We start from the raw sequence: 13,483 nt of genomic DNA, 5'->3' as shown, positions 1-13,483 counted from the left end.
CGCCCGTCTCATTCCCACGCGCCTTCAGCCAACCGAGGTAGTTGCGAATGGCGACGAAAGCGACACCGCACAACAGCGCAACAGCCATCATGGCTAGATAAGCCCAATCCACGCATCTCTCCTGTCATCGAGGCTTTGACGAATACTGGGACCTGCAGGAATCCGAGCAGAATTCCCTGCGCTTCCCCTTGGGTTTGACCATCATCCCGTTGCCACAGTTCTTGCATACCGAGGGAATCATGTCGTAACGCAGGAGCACGGTTCCGATGATCGCAGCCGCGAGCGTATGGAATAACGGCTTGGGGGAGTTATTGTCCAACAGGTCGGACATATTCCCAACCTCCCATCCAAGCGGGGCCCCTCCTGCGCCGTCGAGCTCGCTGAACATGGATGCGGCGCCTTCGATGAAATGGCGCGCCGATTCCCTCTCGTTCCCTGCATCCAAAACGCCCAGGTATTTCCTCGTGTCTTCGCTGGAATAGTCGAACCCGATATTGATGAATTTCACGAGCTTGCCGTTCGCCACTTGCGCCGAAGCCTCCACAGCCCCGCCGATCGAGCCGAACCCCATATCGCTTCCCTCGGGCCTGAGCATCGCAATCCTGCTTCCGAGCGAGTTGCCAACGTCGTACGCCCCAGCGCTTCTCCACCATTTCGGCGACATGGCGAGCAGGCCATCCATCCCGGGATTGTGGCGAAATGGAATCATCAGATAGGATTTGCGCGCCTCTTTATAGAGGACGCCCCAGAAGTTTGAGTCATACTGCTTGAACCCGCTCGCAGTAAGCACATCGTCAATCCGCTCGTTCTGGTAATTGGCCACAATGCGCAGAAGCAGGCTCGCGATGTTCCTCACGAACGTCAAATCCGATATCGGCTCGATCGCCACCATAAGCGAAGGGTCCATCGACCTCCATTCGATGAGCTCCTCGATGCCTCCGTTTTCGAAAAGCCCATATGCGGCGATCGCCCTGCCCGTGGAGGCCTTCGAGGGATACCCGCCCGTCTTGCCGTCGAGGTACAGCTGCATTTGGAGCACACCCTCATTGATCCTTCCGAAGTCTCCCCCGGTCGTGAGCATATCAATCACGTCGGAAACTGGCATGAGCCTCGGCACGCCTTCATGCAGATTGGAGGCGATGAATGGGCCGAAGCGCTCCAAGACGGAGAACAGCTCGTCTAGGCTTTTCCAGCCCGAAAGGGAATTGAAATCGTCGATCCCCAGCACGCCGCGCCTTTCCTGAGCACGGTCGGCAGGCAGGACCTCGAAGACCGAATGGAGGTTGGCCTTCATGTTTCTGGCCACGAATATCTTCCTCGGCATCTATCCCCCTTTTCTTGCTTTTTTCTATTCTAATCGCAAAATTTGCAATATTTGAAATTATTTCATTTCATTCTCAATAATATTAATTCGTCTTTCTATATCGCAAATCTTCTTTTTTATTTTTTGCTTTTCTGCGTCTTCTTTGCTATTTTTCGTTATACTGGAGATGTCAAAATCGCAACCGAAGGAGAGGAGGCGAAGGATGCAAAAGGCTGATCGTTTGCTTTCGATAAGGGAGGCATCGACCGTAATGAACTGCTGTTACTCAAAAACCCAGAAGATGGCGAAAAGCGGAGTGCTGCCGTTCAGGAAACTCGGCGGCACGTGGGTCATTCCGCGAAGTGCTCTGTATCGCGAACTCGGGCTCGAACCGCCTGAAAAAGACAAGGAGGCAGAGATTGCCAGGTAAGAAAGAAGATGGGCGCCCCATCCGCCAAGACAACGCACCCATCACAGCAAAGCCGCTGCACCCAGGATTTTACAACCTCGGCGCAGATCCGAACGCCAAGGAGTTGAAATGTCCGCAGAAAGCTACTTCGGTGCGATGCAATCGCGTAAAGACCGGCTCGCGCGATGCGGCCTCGGCCCCAAGCCGAGCGTCGACGAGCTCGCCGACGTCGTCATCGAGCTTTCCGGCAAGCTCGATGCCCTCTACGATGCCGCGCGCCGCATCCCCGTCAGGGACGAGCGCGGCAACTGGCGCGCCGCGAAGAGGGGTTAGCACCCGCGATTTGGTCAAGCCGCTGGTCACCAAAACCGCGCAAGAACTGCTCGACGAACCGTTACCAAGCATGAAATGGCTGGTCAAAGACCTCATAGCCCCAGGCACCACGCTGCTGGTCGGATCGCCGAAAGCAGGCAAAAGCTGGTTCGCTTTGGAATTGGCCCTAAGCATAAGCCTCGGGCTCCCCTTCCTCGACCACGAGACGCGAAAAGGCCCCGTGCTTTACCTGGCTCTTGAAGACAAGTACGAGCGCGTCCAACAACGGCTGTTCACGCTGGTCGACGAAGCGAACAACGACCTGGATTTCGCGATCATGTCTGAGACGCTCGGCCGCGGCCTGCTCGCCCAGCTCGAGATGCATTTCGAGCGCAGGCCCGACACCGCCCTCGTCATAATCGACACGCTGCAGAAGGTGCGCGACGTCCGCACAAGCGACGACGCATACGCCGTCGACTACGACGAAATCGGACTCATCAAGCGATTCGCCGACGAGCATGACGCGACCGTTGTCCTCGTGCACCACACCCGCAAGCTTGGTGACGAGGCCAACGTCTTCAACACGATCCTTGGCGGAAACGGCCTGATGGGCACCGCCGACGAGGCAATCATGATCACCAAGCGTAACTATTTCGACCAGGATGCCATCCTGTCCATCACCGGCCGCGACGTCGACGCCTCGGAGCATAAGATCCGCTTCGAGAACTGCGTATGGACGTACGTCGAGAAGACCAGCCGAGACGAAATCGTCGAGCGGTCAATGCCCGGCGCTGTCAAGGCGGCGGTCGACTTCATGCGCGCCCGCGGAACCGACTGGGAGGGCACGCCTTCCCAGCTCGCCGACGCGCTCGATGACTGCGACGTCACCGCAAGCGTCATCGGGAAATACCTGAATGAATATAAGGACTTTTTGGCCGAACGCGGCATCGAGTACTCCCGGCGGCGCACGGCCAGCGCGCGCTTTATCGGCCTCAAGCTGATTGAGCCGCCCGACGGCAAGCCGGCCGAATGAGCGCGGGGCGAAGCGCCCGCATGGAGGTGCGCCTGACCGAGGCCGAGCGCGACGAGATCTTCCGCCGCGCCGCCTCGGCGGGCGTCACCGCCAGCGATTATGTGCGCAGGCGCGCGCTGCAGGACGACGACAGGCCCGTCATCAGGACCGACGCGGAAACACTTCGGCGAATCTACGTGAACGGCAAGCGCGCCGGCAACCTGCTGAACCAATGCGCGCGAGTCTTGAACACCACCAGAAGCCCCGTCGACGTCGAAACCGAGCTCCGTGCGGCGCTGCGCGCCGTCGAAGCCTCGTCCGTCGAAGTATCCGAATTCCTGGCAGGCGCCAGGAACAGCCTTTAAGAGGAGACCCACCCATGAAATCGCAGCACCAGATCGTATACCTGGCGAACGGCAAGAAGAGGCTCGTCCCCGCCGGAGCCGAGATATTGAACCCCGAGCGCATGGGCGAGGCCGCATGCGCCTACTACGTGCAGGCTTTCGACCCCATGCATGAGAAGGTGCCGAGGGCCGACTACGGAAGCGAGGCGCCCGGCACGTTATTCATCTACCTCACAGACCTGCCCGACCTCCATGTGGTCGGCCGCAATACCCCGGCAAAGATGGAGGCGTCGCATTTCCGAGACCTCCTCGCGGAATACAAGCGGCTCGAAAAGCTCATGCTGACCCGCTGGGAATATGGTCCGTACGCCGGAAAGCCCTACGGCTGGAAGTTCATGCTCGTCGACAATTTCGGTGCGCAGCCCGTCGGCACATCGCCGCTCTATGCCACGGAGGCGATGCTCCGTGGGTAGCAGGGAAAAGAAGGCCGCCAAGGCGGCGGCCTTCCTCGCCATCTCAGTATTCTTGTCGATTATGGCGCTGCCGTTCGCGACGCCGTTCATCATTGCTGCCATGACGAAATCCGCCCCGCAGCTCGGACTGGCCTCGTCGTTCTTCTTCTCGGGCGACCTGCTTGGCAACTACCTGGCCCTGCTTGGGGCCTTCGCGTCCGGTCCCGCCGGCATGAAAGCGCTGCTCTCGTATATCGCGCTGTTCACCGCATGCATGTGCGCCGCCGGCGCGATCAAGAAGCTCGGCGCGCCGACGCGCGAGGCCGACGAGGGCGCGCTCGGGGACGCGCGGCTAATCAAGTCGCGCGCCGAGCTGCGCACGAAGAACGACTACTGGAACGGAAAGGGCGTACCCGAAAAGGCGGGGCTGGTGCTGGGGTCGACCAAGCGCGGCTACTACTTCGACTCGGCGGTGCCCCACGCATGCGTCGTCGGGGCCACGGGCGCCGGCAAAAGCGTCCTGCTCGCCATCCAGACGACGCATCTCTGCATGGCGGCGGGCTGGAACCTCATCGTCACCGGCAAGGAGGAGCTGCTCGAGCTCACGGGCGACAAGGCCGACGAGCTCGGCTACAGGCGCGTGGTGCTCGACCTGCGCGGCTACCCAGGCGCCAGCCGGTTCAACATGCTCGACGCCGTCGTCGACGCCGCCGAAGCCGGCGACATAGCCGAGACGCAGCGCGCGGCGCGCCAGATCGCGGCGGACCTCATCCCGATAGGCAACGAGGCCAACACCTACTTCCCCAGGGCCGCGCGCTCGGCGCTTGCGGCGTGCATCCTGGTCGTGGCCATGGAACCGTCGATCCCGCGCGCATGGAAGAACATGGCGTCCGTGTGCAACCTGGTTAACGCGGGCACGGCGGGCGACGACCCGCGCGACCCGTCCGCCCCGCTCAAGGACCTGATAAGGTCGCTGGGGCCGGCGCATCCCGCATACATGGCGGCGGGCGACATGCTCAGCGACTTCGGTGCCACCACGGCGGGCAAGAACGTCGCCTCGACGCTCAAAGAGGCCATATCCATCTTCAACGACGAGGGCATCCGCCGCATGACGGCGGAAAGCGACGTCACAATCGGGGACATGGTCGACAAAAAATCAATCGTTTACATGCACATGCTTGAGGAGAACGACCCCTATTTGACCATCTTCTCGGTATTCGTGTCGCAATGGTGGCGAGCCGCCCAGAAATCGGCCCGCGCGAATGGCGGCAGGATGCCGCATCCCACCGCCATAGTCGGGGACGAGTGGGGCAACATGCCCAAGGTCGACGCGCTTCCCGAGATGGTTACCCTGGGCCGGTCGATGAAGCTGCACGTCTACGTTTTCATACAAAATTTGAAGCAGATTAACAAGTATTCGAAGCCGGGCGACCAGAACGCCGGCCGAGACAAGCTGCTCGGCTCAATGGGCACGAAGGTGGCACTCAAGCTCTCCAATCCCGAAGACGGGGAATATTTCACCAAGCTATGCGGCAAGCGCACGATCAGATCCCTCAACGTGTCGAAGACCCGCCAGGGCGCGGGCTTCGCGACATCGAGCAGCGAGACGTACTCAGAGCGCGCGGAAGACCTGATCAGGCCGTGGGAATGGCAGAGCCGCATCCCCATCCGAGACGGAATCATCGCCGTGAAGGGCGGCGAGAACTCGGCGCCGGGCCGCGAAGGCGTGTTCGCCTTCCCCGCCGAATACGCCCCGAACACCCCCGCGGGCGAATTCTTCGGGCTGGGCGACCCCGTCGACAACATCCTGAAGCAGACCGAATTCCACGTGCGCCAGCAGATGCTCCTTCCGGCGACCACGGGCGGGGACCTCGCTCCAGCATGGATGCCAAAATTTCCCACGGCGGACGGCGGTGGGGATGCGGCCGAAACGGCAGGACCCGACCGCGATATCCAAGACGATTGGGCGCGATGGGATGGCGACTTCCTATGACGGTCATCAAGCAGAAGGGAGTCGCCTCAAAGGCCCACCTGATGGCCCTGTCGAAATATTTGGACGACGACCGCGCCCTCATGCGCGGTACCCAAAACCTGTCGCGCTTCGAAAACTGGGAGCGGGAGTGCAAGTCAACGAGGCGCGCTTACGGCCATGACGAGCCTGGAAAGGCCGGCGCGAAGGCCACCTACATGTACCACCAGGTGATCTCCTTCCTTCCAGAGGAATGCTCATGTTCCCCAAAGGGCGGGAAAATGACGCCTGAGGCGTGCATGGCCTTCGCGCGCGAGTGGCTGGAACGCAACTATCCGCAGTACGAGGCCGCCTTCTGCCTGCACGAGGAGAAATGCAAGGCCGACGGGACGTCACGCTACGCCGTCCACATCGCGTTGAACAGGACGAACCTCGAAACCGGCAACCGTCTGTGCGAGGGGCTGGGCGCGAAAGGCAAGAGCGCCAGGGCATCGCACATGCGCGAGCTCGACGAGCGATGGGGGCTGCGCCAGCTTGAGCGCGGCAACCGCAACTCCATGGCCCACGCCATGCAGCCGAGCAAGGCCGAGCGTGCCATGGGCGCGCGCGGCGCCAAGCCGGAGAAGCAGATCGTGCGCGAGCGGGTGCGCGAGCGCGCCAGCGAAATCGCCCGCGACGCCCCACCGGGCAACCGCATGCGCGAGCTGGCGAGGCGCCTGGAATCCGACGGCATAAGGATGTCGGTGAGCGCGAACGGCAGGCAGCCCGTCTTCCGGGCGCCGAGCGGCCGCAAATACCGCGGCTACAAGCTGGGCCGCGGCTTCTCGCTCGCGGGCATCGCACGCGGCCTCGGGATGGAGTCAGCCCGCCAGATGGGCCGCGCCATGGGCGACGGAATGGAGCGCGACGGGTAGCTGGGAAGCGCTACGGATGGCCCGCGCCGCACGACACGCCGCGCACACAAGAAGATCCGCGATAGCGGCAAACCGAAGGCCTTGCGAGATTAAACCGCAAGGCCTTTACTTTTGCCGAAACGCATAGGCGAAAGCGGCGCAGCCGAACCCACGCGACGGGTCGCGCGGTAGTCGGCGAGCACCCCGGCAGGGGCAAGATGATTTGTGCGGGCGACGTCGCGAAGCGGCTTCGTACGTAAAAATGTAAATCTTGCATTCCACGTGCGCGAAGCCAGGTCGTCGGCGCTTCGGGCATGTGGAATCGTGAGCGCCAGCGGGACGCGGGCCCGAAGCGAAGCCGCCAAAGGCTTCGCGCGGGGGCCGGGTTCCACGTCGGCGCGAGAGCGGCCGGCCGGATAACGGCGACCCATGGGGAGCCGTTGAGCCGGCGGACGCGGCCGTGAGCGGAGCGCGCAGTGATGCCGACCCATGGGGAGGCATCGAACGCAGCGCGCAGCGAGAGCGAAGCGGGATGCGGGGCTTCGACAAGAAGCCCCGCATCGGCGAAGCGGGCCCGCGCCGCGTGGGCGCGGGCATCGGCCGCCAAGGCCGATATCGCATGGCGAAGCCATGCCTGGGCGCGAGCCCAGAACCCAACGATGGCGGACATGCGGCGATATGGCGAGGGCAGAGAAGCCGCCCCGGTGATTCCGGGGCGGCTTCGGCCTACAGCCCGGACAAAACCGAGATGCTGTGCCTGGCGATGCCTTTCTTGTATGCGCCGGACACGGCGACGACGTCGACCCGGTCGAACCGCATGGGCGCGTCGGCCATGTCCTCGTGGGCCGCGAGCCAGGCCATCGCGCTGCGCTCGGCCGAGCGCCTGTCGGGCCCGTCGGACGGGAAATCGCTGCCCGGACCCGACATGGTGACCTTCGTGAAGACCATCGTGCCGCCGTCGACGGCCACGACGCCCGAATACTCGCCTTCGCCCGGCTCGAGGACCTCGTACCCCTTCCGCTCGAACAGCGTCTCCACCATCTTGCGGCATCTCTCTTCAGTGATCTCGATGCCCATTTTCGGACTCCTTCCGCTTTGGGGCCCCTTCGGCCCGTTGGGCCGTTCGCCGCGCATCGCCGCGCGCTCGGCAAGGGGCAAGCGAGACCCGCGCAGCGGGCTTGGAATTTCCGAAGAAACCCGCGCCCTTCGGGATTGTTCGAAAATTCTCGAGCGCCTTGCCGTGGGCGTGGCGATGCGCGACCGTGCGGCCCTTCGGGCGAAGGGGCGCGAAACGGAAAGAAATCGAATTAGGTCGGAGAGCCTCGAAGCATCCCGCTCAAGCAGGAGGGGACCGGCATTCCGGCGGCGCGGTTCGGGAAAGCGGCCAGAAAGATTACGGGGTTTCGCGTGGAAAAGCGAGGAAGAGCGCAGGATTCCCGAAAGAAACGGGCAAGGTTTCGGCAAGGCTTGCATCCTATCATGGCCCCCGTCGTACAAATCAAGCGAATGGAGGCATGGGGTGAAAGGCGGAGAAGGAGTAGAAAATCCAGGAATGCGCGCCAACAGGCAGGCCGAATTGGAGGAGGCGCGCGACGCTGTGGAAAGGGCGCGGCCCATTATCGAAGGCGCGCGCGACCTGCTGTTCGACTCGCTCGGCGCACCTCGCCCGGGGCTTTCCGACGGACAAGCGTATTGCATCGCGTCGCTGCTCGACATGGAGGCAGAACAGATTCATGATGCCGTCGGCCTTTTGACGGCGTGCATCGACGCGACGAGGGAGTAGGCGGTCCAGCCCAGCCTCCCGCGTCGCATTCTTTTGGCGCCGCCCCGAGGTTATTCGCGGCATGCCGCCTACAGGCCTATCTCGGCAAGAACCTTCTTCATTTCCAGCGCCCAGCCGAGCTGTCACTCGATATAGCCGGGCCATGCGTCCTCGTTGCCCTTTATGGGGCATCCATCCTGATAGAAGCGCAGGCCCGATGCCTTCTTCGCGTCGAACGGGATGGCCTTGAGGCCGAGCCGCCCCTCGAACAATCCGCTATTGTCGATGGCCTTGTGGCCTATGGACTTGTCGTCGTTGACGTAGAACTCGACGCCTATCCTGCCCTTCTGGGTGTCGATGAACAGCGCGATGTGGTATGCCGAGGTCCCGCAGCGCAGCGTGGTCCAATAGTTCTTGCTGGGCTTCTGGGGATTGAACTCCTTCGTGAATTCCGGCTTCGAGAGCGCAATATCGCGGTACTTCGTCCAATACGAGAGCTTCACGCGCTCGGTATCCGACAGGCCCTCGCTGAGCTTGATGGCCTTCGTCCACTCATTGGGCTGCTCCACGACGTTGAACCGCGGCGCGGGAAGCGAGTCGCCTATCGCCCACAGCTCCACCTCGACCAGGAAGAACCCGAAGTCGCTGTCGGTATGCTGGTTGAGCCATTCGATGGCCTGGCGGTGCTCGTCGCGGGCGTGCGCGACAACCCACACCACGACCTCCGCGCCCTTGCCGGCCGCGTAGGTGATGACCTTGCCAAGGTGATCGTGGTTGGTATCCTCCAGCTGGTTCTCGATGACCACCTTTCGCCCGGTGCCGGATTCCTGCGCGTAGATATCGACGTTGAACGAGCCGACGGAGGATTCCGTCTCGATGAGCTCGAGCTCGATGCCGATCTCGCTGCCCAAGAGCGCGAGGTTGGACTCCTCTGAGAGCCATTTCGTGAAGTCGTGCGCCTCATGCGGCCACACGTCGCGCAGCTCGACCCTTTTGATCTCTCCCAAGTTGTATTTAGTCACGTCGCTCACCCGCCGTCTTCTCAGCATACAGTTTGAACAGGTGCGCGACGATTTTCTCCTCGTCGCCGCCGAAATCGACGCCGTAGGCGGCTTCGACGGCAGCGTCGAGCGCCTTGTGCGCAGCAAGCAAATCGGCCGGCATCTTGTCGGGGTCATACAATTCGGCAAGTGATTTGCCGGCATGGGCTTCGCGGGCCCCGAGGACGGCCTTGGCGCAAACCTCGATTTTGGCTCGCTGCCCAATAGAGGGGTCTGGCCAAGGGAACGTGTTGTATACCAACCCAGGCGTGTATCTATAATCGCTCTTCAGCCTTCCCGCGACGATGCGCATCCATGCATTATGGACTTGCGACGTGAGTACGCCGAAATGCCAAGGCTCGGCATGCTCGGCGGTTGCAACAAGGTTCGACGCAATAACGTCGGGGGGCATAAAGCCAATGGGTACATAAAAACGCCTCTGAGACGAAACATTCGGAATAATCAAATATGGATCGACCTGGACATTGTCGCAGAAGAATCTCATCGGGGTTTGCGCGCTCTTTTGCGTAGGCGCCGGCGGCTTCTTCGAAGCCATCTTTCCCTGGCTGTTCGGCCCCTCGCCAAGGCGCACGCGCCTCACATTCTCGACACGCTCGACGACACAAGGCATGTCGGCAATATCGCCCCATTGGAGATTCCCCAGATAGAGGCACCATCTCTCTTTGCCGTTTATGAACTCAGTGGAGCCAACCCATCTCCTGAACAGACGCGCACTTCTCGGCTCCCTCACGATAAAGTCGTCTTTTTCCTCCGGCGTAAATAGGTACCATCCGCCATCAGTGGGCTTCGAACCATTCTTCATAACCGGAACACCGGCACATATCGGCCTCGTCCGCGACTGAACCACAACATCTGGTGCGTCAATTAAATAAGGGGAAATATTGGACGCATCGACGCCATCGCCGGAGGCGTCGTAGATAACCTTTCTGCCCCAACGGGTCCCCCCGACCGAAAAGCCAATGATTACACAGTGAACGTGCGCCCTATCGGCCGCCTCGCTGTCCCATATGAAAGTTCGCCAAGCGAAATCGATCATTATCCCAAAGCGACTCGCCAAGGTATGCCAGATGGGATACGCCTGCTCGCCCTGCGTGATGCTATTGGTCGACACGAAAGCCGCGCCGATAGAAGGTTCCTCCGACATCATCTCGGCCGCCTTGTAATACCAGCCCGAAACATAATCGAGCGAGTTCGACAGCTTGATTTTTCCGAACAGGTCGACGATTTCCTGCTTCTGCTCGGCGGAGCACATGGACGCCCCGTAAAACGGCGGATTGCCGCAAATGTAGCTGCACTTCTCCGCCGGCAGCACGTCATTCCAATCCATGCGAAGCGCGTTGCCCTCGCGGATGTTGCCGTTGCTCTTCAGGGGCAGGAAGTCGAAAGGCTGCAGCAAGATTTCCTGCGTTGCCTCCATCATCTGCTCCTCGGCGATCCACAGCGCGGTCTTGGCGACGCTCACGGCGAAGTCGTTGATCTCGATGCCGTAGAACTGCGAGATGGAGACCTCGATGAGCGACTCCTCGTCGAATCCCATGCCGATCTGCTCGCCCTGCAGGCTCTCGATCACACGGTTCTCAAGCTTGCGAAGCGACAGGTAGCTCTCGGTGAGGAAGTTGCCCGAGCCGCAGGCCGGATCGAGGATGTTGATGCCGCTGAGCTTCTTCTGGAAACGGCGCAGCTTCATCTTGCGGTTCTTCTCGACCTTCTCACCCTCGATCTCGGCGAGCTCGGCCTTGAGGTCGTCGAGGAACAGCGGGTCGATGACCTTGTGGATGTTCTCGATGCTGGTGTAGTGCATGCCGCCCGACCTGCGGGTGTCGGGGTTCAGCGTGCTCTCGAACGCCGCGCCGAAAATGGTGGGGCTGATGCCCGACCAGTCGAAGCTCTGCGACGCCTCAAGCAGAAGGTCGAGCCTGATTTGGTCGGTGAATTGCGGCACCACGATGCCGTCGGCCCCGAACAGGCCGCCGTTAACGTACGGAAACGCCGACAGGTATTCGGGCAGGTACGGGTCGCGCTCGGCATCGGGCGTGTCGAGCACCCTGAAAAGGTCGATGACCGCCTGGCGCATCTGGTCGGCGGGGAAACGCTTCAGGTAGTTGAGCAGGGCGTCCTTCTCATGCAGAAGCCCAGAGTCCTCGGCGTAGAGCAGGAAGACCAGGCGCACGATGAGCACGTTGAGGCTGCGCTGCTCATGCTCGTCGGTCTCGATATTCCTGTATTGCCGCGAGAGCTGCGAATACAGCTTGCCCACCAGCTCGCCGGCCTTTACCGACAGCTGCCTTTCCCGCTCGATGCGCGAGTTGCCTTTGTTCGCGAAGAATGCCAGCAGATGCAACTGCGCCGGCAGCTCGTCAAGCGCGAGCGACACATAGTCTTCCTGGTTTTCCTTCTCTTGGTCGTAGATGCGGAACTCGTCGAAGTTGCAGGTGACGATCCAGCGCGGGCGAATCGAGAACGGCAGGTTGTCGGCATACCACTTCGCCTGCTGGTAGGGCGTTTCCTCGCCCGCCTTCTTGCTGCGCTCGGATGCCTTGTCAAGGCTGATCCCGCGGCCCTTCATCTCGACCAGGATGCCCATGTCCTCGTAGAAGACGTCGATCTTGCGGCCCTTGACTTTGCGCTCGAATTCGAGAAAATGCGTGGCATTGGGCAGCCCCAGCACGTCTTCGAGCAGCTCAATCCAGAACGAACGCGAATGTTCCTCCTCCACGCACGGCATCGCCTTCCAGCGCTTCACGAATTCCTGCGCCGCGCGCTTTTGCTCAATGGTGGTCATACGCATTCACTTTCGCCTTGGGATTGATCAAGGTTGATTCTACTTCAACGCGGCGTCTGACGACGCCCAAGCGCTGCAACCGAACAAAGCAAGGGCCTTTATGGAGGGTGGGACCAACAAGGCAAAGCAGCGTAGGGGCGCCTTCGTCGCAACGAGCGACGCAATAAGGACGACGAGGCCACTTTCGCCGAAAACGTTTCTAATAGAATATAATCGAACTAGTGTTCGATTATAAGGAGTATTTCCATGTATGAAATCAAGCGAAAGTCCCTTGCCGGCAAATGTGGCATCCCATTTGAGAAGGACAGGGTTTACATGAAAGCCGAAAAGGGGCCGCAATGGCGCGGAGTGCCGGACGTGTTGAGGTTCGAAGACGGCCGCATTTGGATGACTGGCTACTTGGTAAGCGAAGAGGAGTTCGGGCGAGATTTCTTCTCGAACGTTTGCACGCACTACGAAGTTTATGTAGGCGACGAAATCAAGCACATATGGGAGGAATATGGGCGATGGTTCACAAGGCGCAGCGAATGCAGCATCAATGACGTCGATAACCAGGAATAGAAATAGCCGTCATTGCCGTCAGGCGTCATCGCTCCGATTGGATCAAGGCCCCGTTTCCAACAATTCCCACGCCTTACGGGTTTAGAAAGGACCCTTCAGGCATGGAAAATATTGAAAACGGGGCCATCTCTTCTTTTAAGCTCTCTTTGCCGTCATATATTCAGATGCCGCGACTTCTTTCCCTGCCCAATATTTTTCTTCGAGAATCGCCCGATTTCGCGAATCTCCACAATTCTCGGTAGATTTTTGCTTTTATTGCCAGGGGTTGTGAAAACTATTCTTCTCAAATTCTTCCCCAGGGGCGAATTCGAGAGTCGAAAATAAAAAAGCAGACCAGAACTTTTACCGTTCTGACCTGCTAAAACTTTTGGTCGCGGGGACCGGATTTGAACCGATGACCTTCGGGTTATGAGCCCGACGAGCTGACCAGACTGCTCCACCCCGCAATATGTTAGGTGCCTTAAGGCAAGAAAATATATTACCAGCCTCGGCAATTAATGCAAGACCGAACTTCCGAGAATAGCCGCCGATCACCAGTTCTTCACAATCGGCGCAAAACAGCCGTTCGCTCCTCGATCATAATAAGAACTTCGGCGCCTAAACGCGGCATGATCGCTCGTCCC

At 60.4% G+C, this 13,483-nt stretch carries 13 protein-coding genes and 1 tRNA gene; 9 read left to right on the top strand and 5 right to left on the bottom strand.

Annotated elements, in window-relative coordinates:
- Nucleotides 1-124 precede the first annotated feature (124 nt).
- Nucleotides 125-1,324, bottom strand: a complete 1,200-nt coding sequence (locus Q0D41_RS06200; RefSeq protein WP_294376753.1) for a hypothetical protein — start codon at nt 1,322-1,324, stop codon at nt 125-127.
- 202 nt (nt 1,325-1,526) lie between these two features.
- On the opposite strand from Q0D41_RS06200, the gene Q0D41_RS06195 reads away from it, so the two are divergent.
- The 7 genes from Q0D41_RS06195 (at nt 1,527) to Q0D41_RS06165 (ending at nt 6,715) form a co-directional block, all read left to right on the top strand.
- Nucleotides 1,527-1,733, top strand: a complete 207-nt coding sequence (locus Q0D41_RS06195) for a helix-turn-helix domain-containing protein (protein WP_294376750.1) — start codon at nt 1,527-1,529, stop codon at nt 1,731-1,733.
- A 108-nt stretch (nt 1,734-1,841) separates the two neighbouring features.
- Complete coding sequence (locus Q0D41_RS06190) at nt 1,842-2,045, top strand: hypothetical protein (protein ID WP_294376748.1); 204 nt, start codon at nt 1,842-1,844, stop codon at nt 2,043-2,045.
- A 10-nt stretch (nt 2,046-2,055) separates the two neighbouring features.
- Nucleotides 2,056-3,057 (top strand): AAA family ATPase, encoded by a 1,002-nt coding sequence (locus tag Q0D41_RS06185; protein WP_294376745.1) that lies wholly within the window; start codon nt 2,056-2,058, stop codon nt 3,055-3,057.
- Between the two features lie 20 nt (nt 3,058-3,077).
- Nucleotides 3,078-3,401 carry a plasmid mobilization protein gene (locus tag Q0D41_RS06180; RefSeq protein ID WP_294376742.1) on the top strand — a complete coding sequence of 108 codons (324 nt, stop codon included), beginning with the start codon at nt 3,078-3,080 and terminating at the stop codon, nt 3,399-3,401.
- 14 nt (nt 3,402-3,415) lie between these two features.
- On the top strand, nt 3,416-3,853 hold the full coding sequence (locus Q0D41_RS06175) for a hypothetical protein (protein ID WP_294376741.1): 438 nt from the start codon (nt 3,416-3,418) through the stop codon (nt 3,851-3,853).
- Nucleotides 3,846-5,825: a type IV secretory system conjugative DNA transfer family protein gene (locus tag Q0D41_RS06170; protein ID WP_294376739.1), complete on the top strand. Its 1,980-nt coding sequence runs from the start codon at nt 3,846-3,848 to the stop codon at nt 5,823-5,825. Before Q0D41_RS06175 ends, Q0D41_RS06170 begins: the two co-directional genes overlap by 8 nt.
- Nucleotides 5,822-6,715: a relaxase/mobilization nuclease domain-containing protein gene (locus Q0D41_RS06165; protein WP_294376737.1), complete on the top strand. Its 894-nt coding sequence runs from the start codon at nt 5,822-5,824 to the stop codon at nt 6,713-6,715. Before Q0D41_RS06170 ends, Q0D41_RS06165 begins: the two co-directional genes overlap by 4 nt.
- Before the next feature lie 705 nt (nt 6,716-7,420).
- Here the strand turns inward: Q0D41_RS06165 and Q0D41_RS06160 are convergent.
- Nucleotides 7,421-7,771, bottom strand: a complete 351-nt coding sequence (locus Q0D41_RS06160) for a hypothetical protein (protein WP_294376735.1) — start codon at nt 7,769-7,771, stop codon at nt 7,421-7,423.
- A gap of 475 nt (nt 7,772-8,246) precedes the next feature.
- Here Q0D41_RS06160 and Q0D41_RS06155 point away from each other — a divergent pair, with 475 nt between their 5' ends.
- Nucleotides 8,247-8,477: a hypothetical protein gene (locus tag Q0D41_RS06155; RefSeq protein ID WP_294376732.1), complete on the top strand. Its 231-nt coding sequence runs from the start codon at nt 8,247-8,249 to the stop codon at nt 8,475-8,477.
- Nucleotides 8,478-8,599: 122 nt separating this feature from the next.
- On the opposite strand, the gene Q0D41_RS06150 is transcribed toward Q0D41_RS06155, so the two are convergent.
- Both Q0D41_RS06150 and Q0D41_RS06145 read right to left on the bottom strand, forming a co-directional pair.
- Nucleotides 8,600-9,487 carry a DUF4268 domain-containing protein gene (locus tag Q0D41_RS06150; RefSeq protein ID WP_294376730.1) on the bottom strand — a complete coding sequence of 296 codons (888 nt, stop codon included), beginning with the start codon at nt 9,485-9,487 and terminating at the stop codon, nt 8,600-8,602.
- Nucleotides 9,471-12,299, bottom strand: coding sequence for a DNA methyltransferase (locus Q0D41_RS06145; RefSeq protein ID WP_294376728.1), 2,829 nt, complete (start codon nt 12,297-12,299; stop codon nt 9,471-9,473). The genes Q0D41_RS06150 and Q0D41_RS06145 overlap by 17 nt, the downstream gene beginning before the upstream one ends.
- Nucleotides 12,300-12,614: 315 nt before the next feature.
- On the opposite strand from Q0D41_RS06145, the gene Q0D41_RS06140 reads away from it, so the two are divergent.
- Nucleotides 12,615-12,860, top strand: a complete 246-nt coding sequence (locus Q0D41_RS06140; RefSeq protein ID WP_294376726.1) for a hypothetical protein — start codon at nt 12,615-12,617, stop codon at nt 12,858-12,860.
- Nucleotides 12,861-13,228: 368 nt separating this feature from the next.
- Here the strand turns inward: Q0D41_RS06140 and Q0D41_RS06135 are convergent.
- Nucleotides 13,229-13,306: transfer RNA gene (locus Q0D41_RS06135), tRNA-Met, on the bottom strand.
- Nucleotides 13,307-13,483 lie beyond the last annotated feature (177 nt).

Source organism: uncultured Slackia sp. (assembly GCF_934630525.1).
In the GTDB taxonomy this organism is placed as follows: Bacteria; Actinomycetota; Coriobacteriia; order Coriobacteriales; family Eggerthellaceae; genus Slackia.
Note: the sequence above shows the minus strand (reverse complement) of the source record. Positions and strands in the feature narration are given on the sequence as shown.

Bases quoted from the DNA above. Each gene is read 5' to 3' on its own strand.
- Q0D41_RS06195 (WP_294376750.1), top strand. From the start codon at position 1,527: ATGCAAAAGGCTGATCGTTTGCTTTCGATAAGGGAGGCATCGACCGTA.
- Q0D41_RS06145 (WP_294376728.1), bottom strand. From the start codon at position 12,299: ATGACCACCATTGAGCAAAAGCGCGCGGCGCAGGAATTCGTGAAGCGC.
- Q0D41_RS06140 (WP_294376726.1), top strand. From the start codon at position 12,615: ATGAAAGCCGAAAAGGGGCCGCAATGGCGCGGAGTGCCGGACGTGTTG.
- Q0D41_RS06160 (WP_294376735.1), bottom strand. From the start codon at position 7,771: ATGGGCATCGAGATCACTGAAGAGAGATGCCGCAAGATGGTGGAGACG.
- Q0D41_RS06200 (WP_294376753.1), bottom strand. From the start codon at position 1,324: ATGCCGAGGAAGATATTCGTGGCCAGAAACATGAAGGCCAACCTCCAT.
- Q0D41_RS06155 (WP_294376732.1), top strand. From the start codon at position 8,247: ATGCGCGCCAACAGGCAGGCCGAATTGGAGGAGGCGCGCGACGCTGTG.
- Q0D41_RS06165 (WP_294376737.1), top strand. From the start codon at position 5,822: ATGACGGTCATCAAGCAGAAGGGAGTCGCCTCAAAGGCCCACCTGATG.
- Q0D41_RS06190 (WP_294376748.1), top strand. From the start codon at position 1,842: ATGTCCGCAGAAAGCTACTTCGGTGCGATGCAATCGCGTAAAGACCGG.
- Q0D41_RS06180 (WP_294376742.1), top strand. From the start codon at position 3,078: ATGGAGGTGCGCCTGACCGAGGCCGAGCGCGACGAGATCTTCCGCCGC.
- Q0D41_RS06175 (WP_294376741.1), top strand. From the start codon at position 3,416: ATGAAATCGCAGCACCAGATCGTATACCTGGCGAACGGCAAGAAGAGG.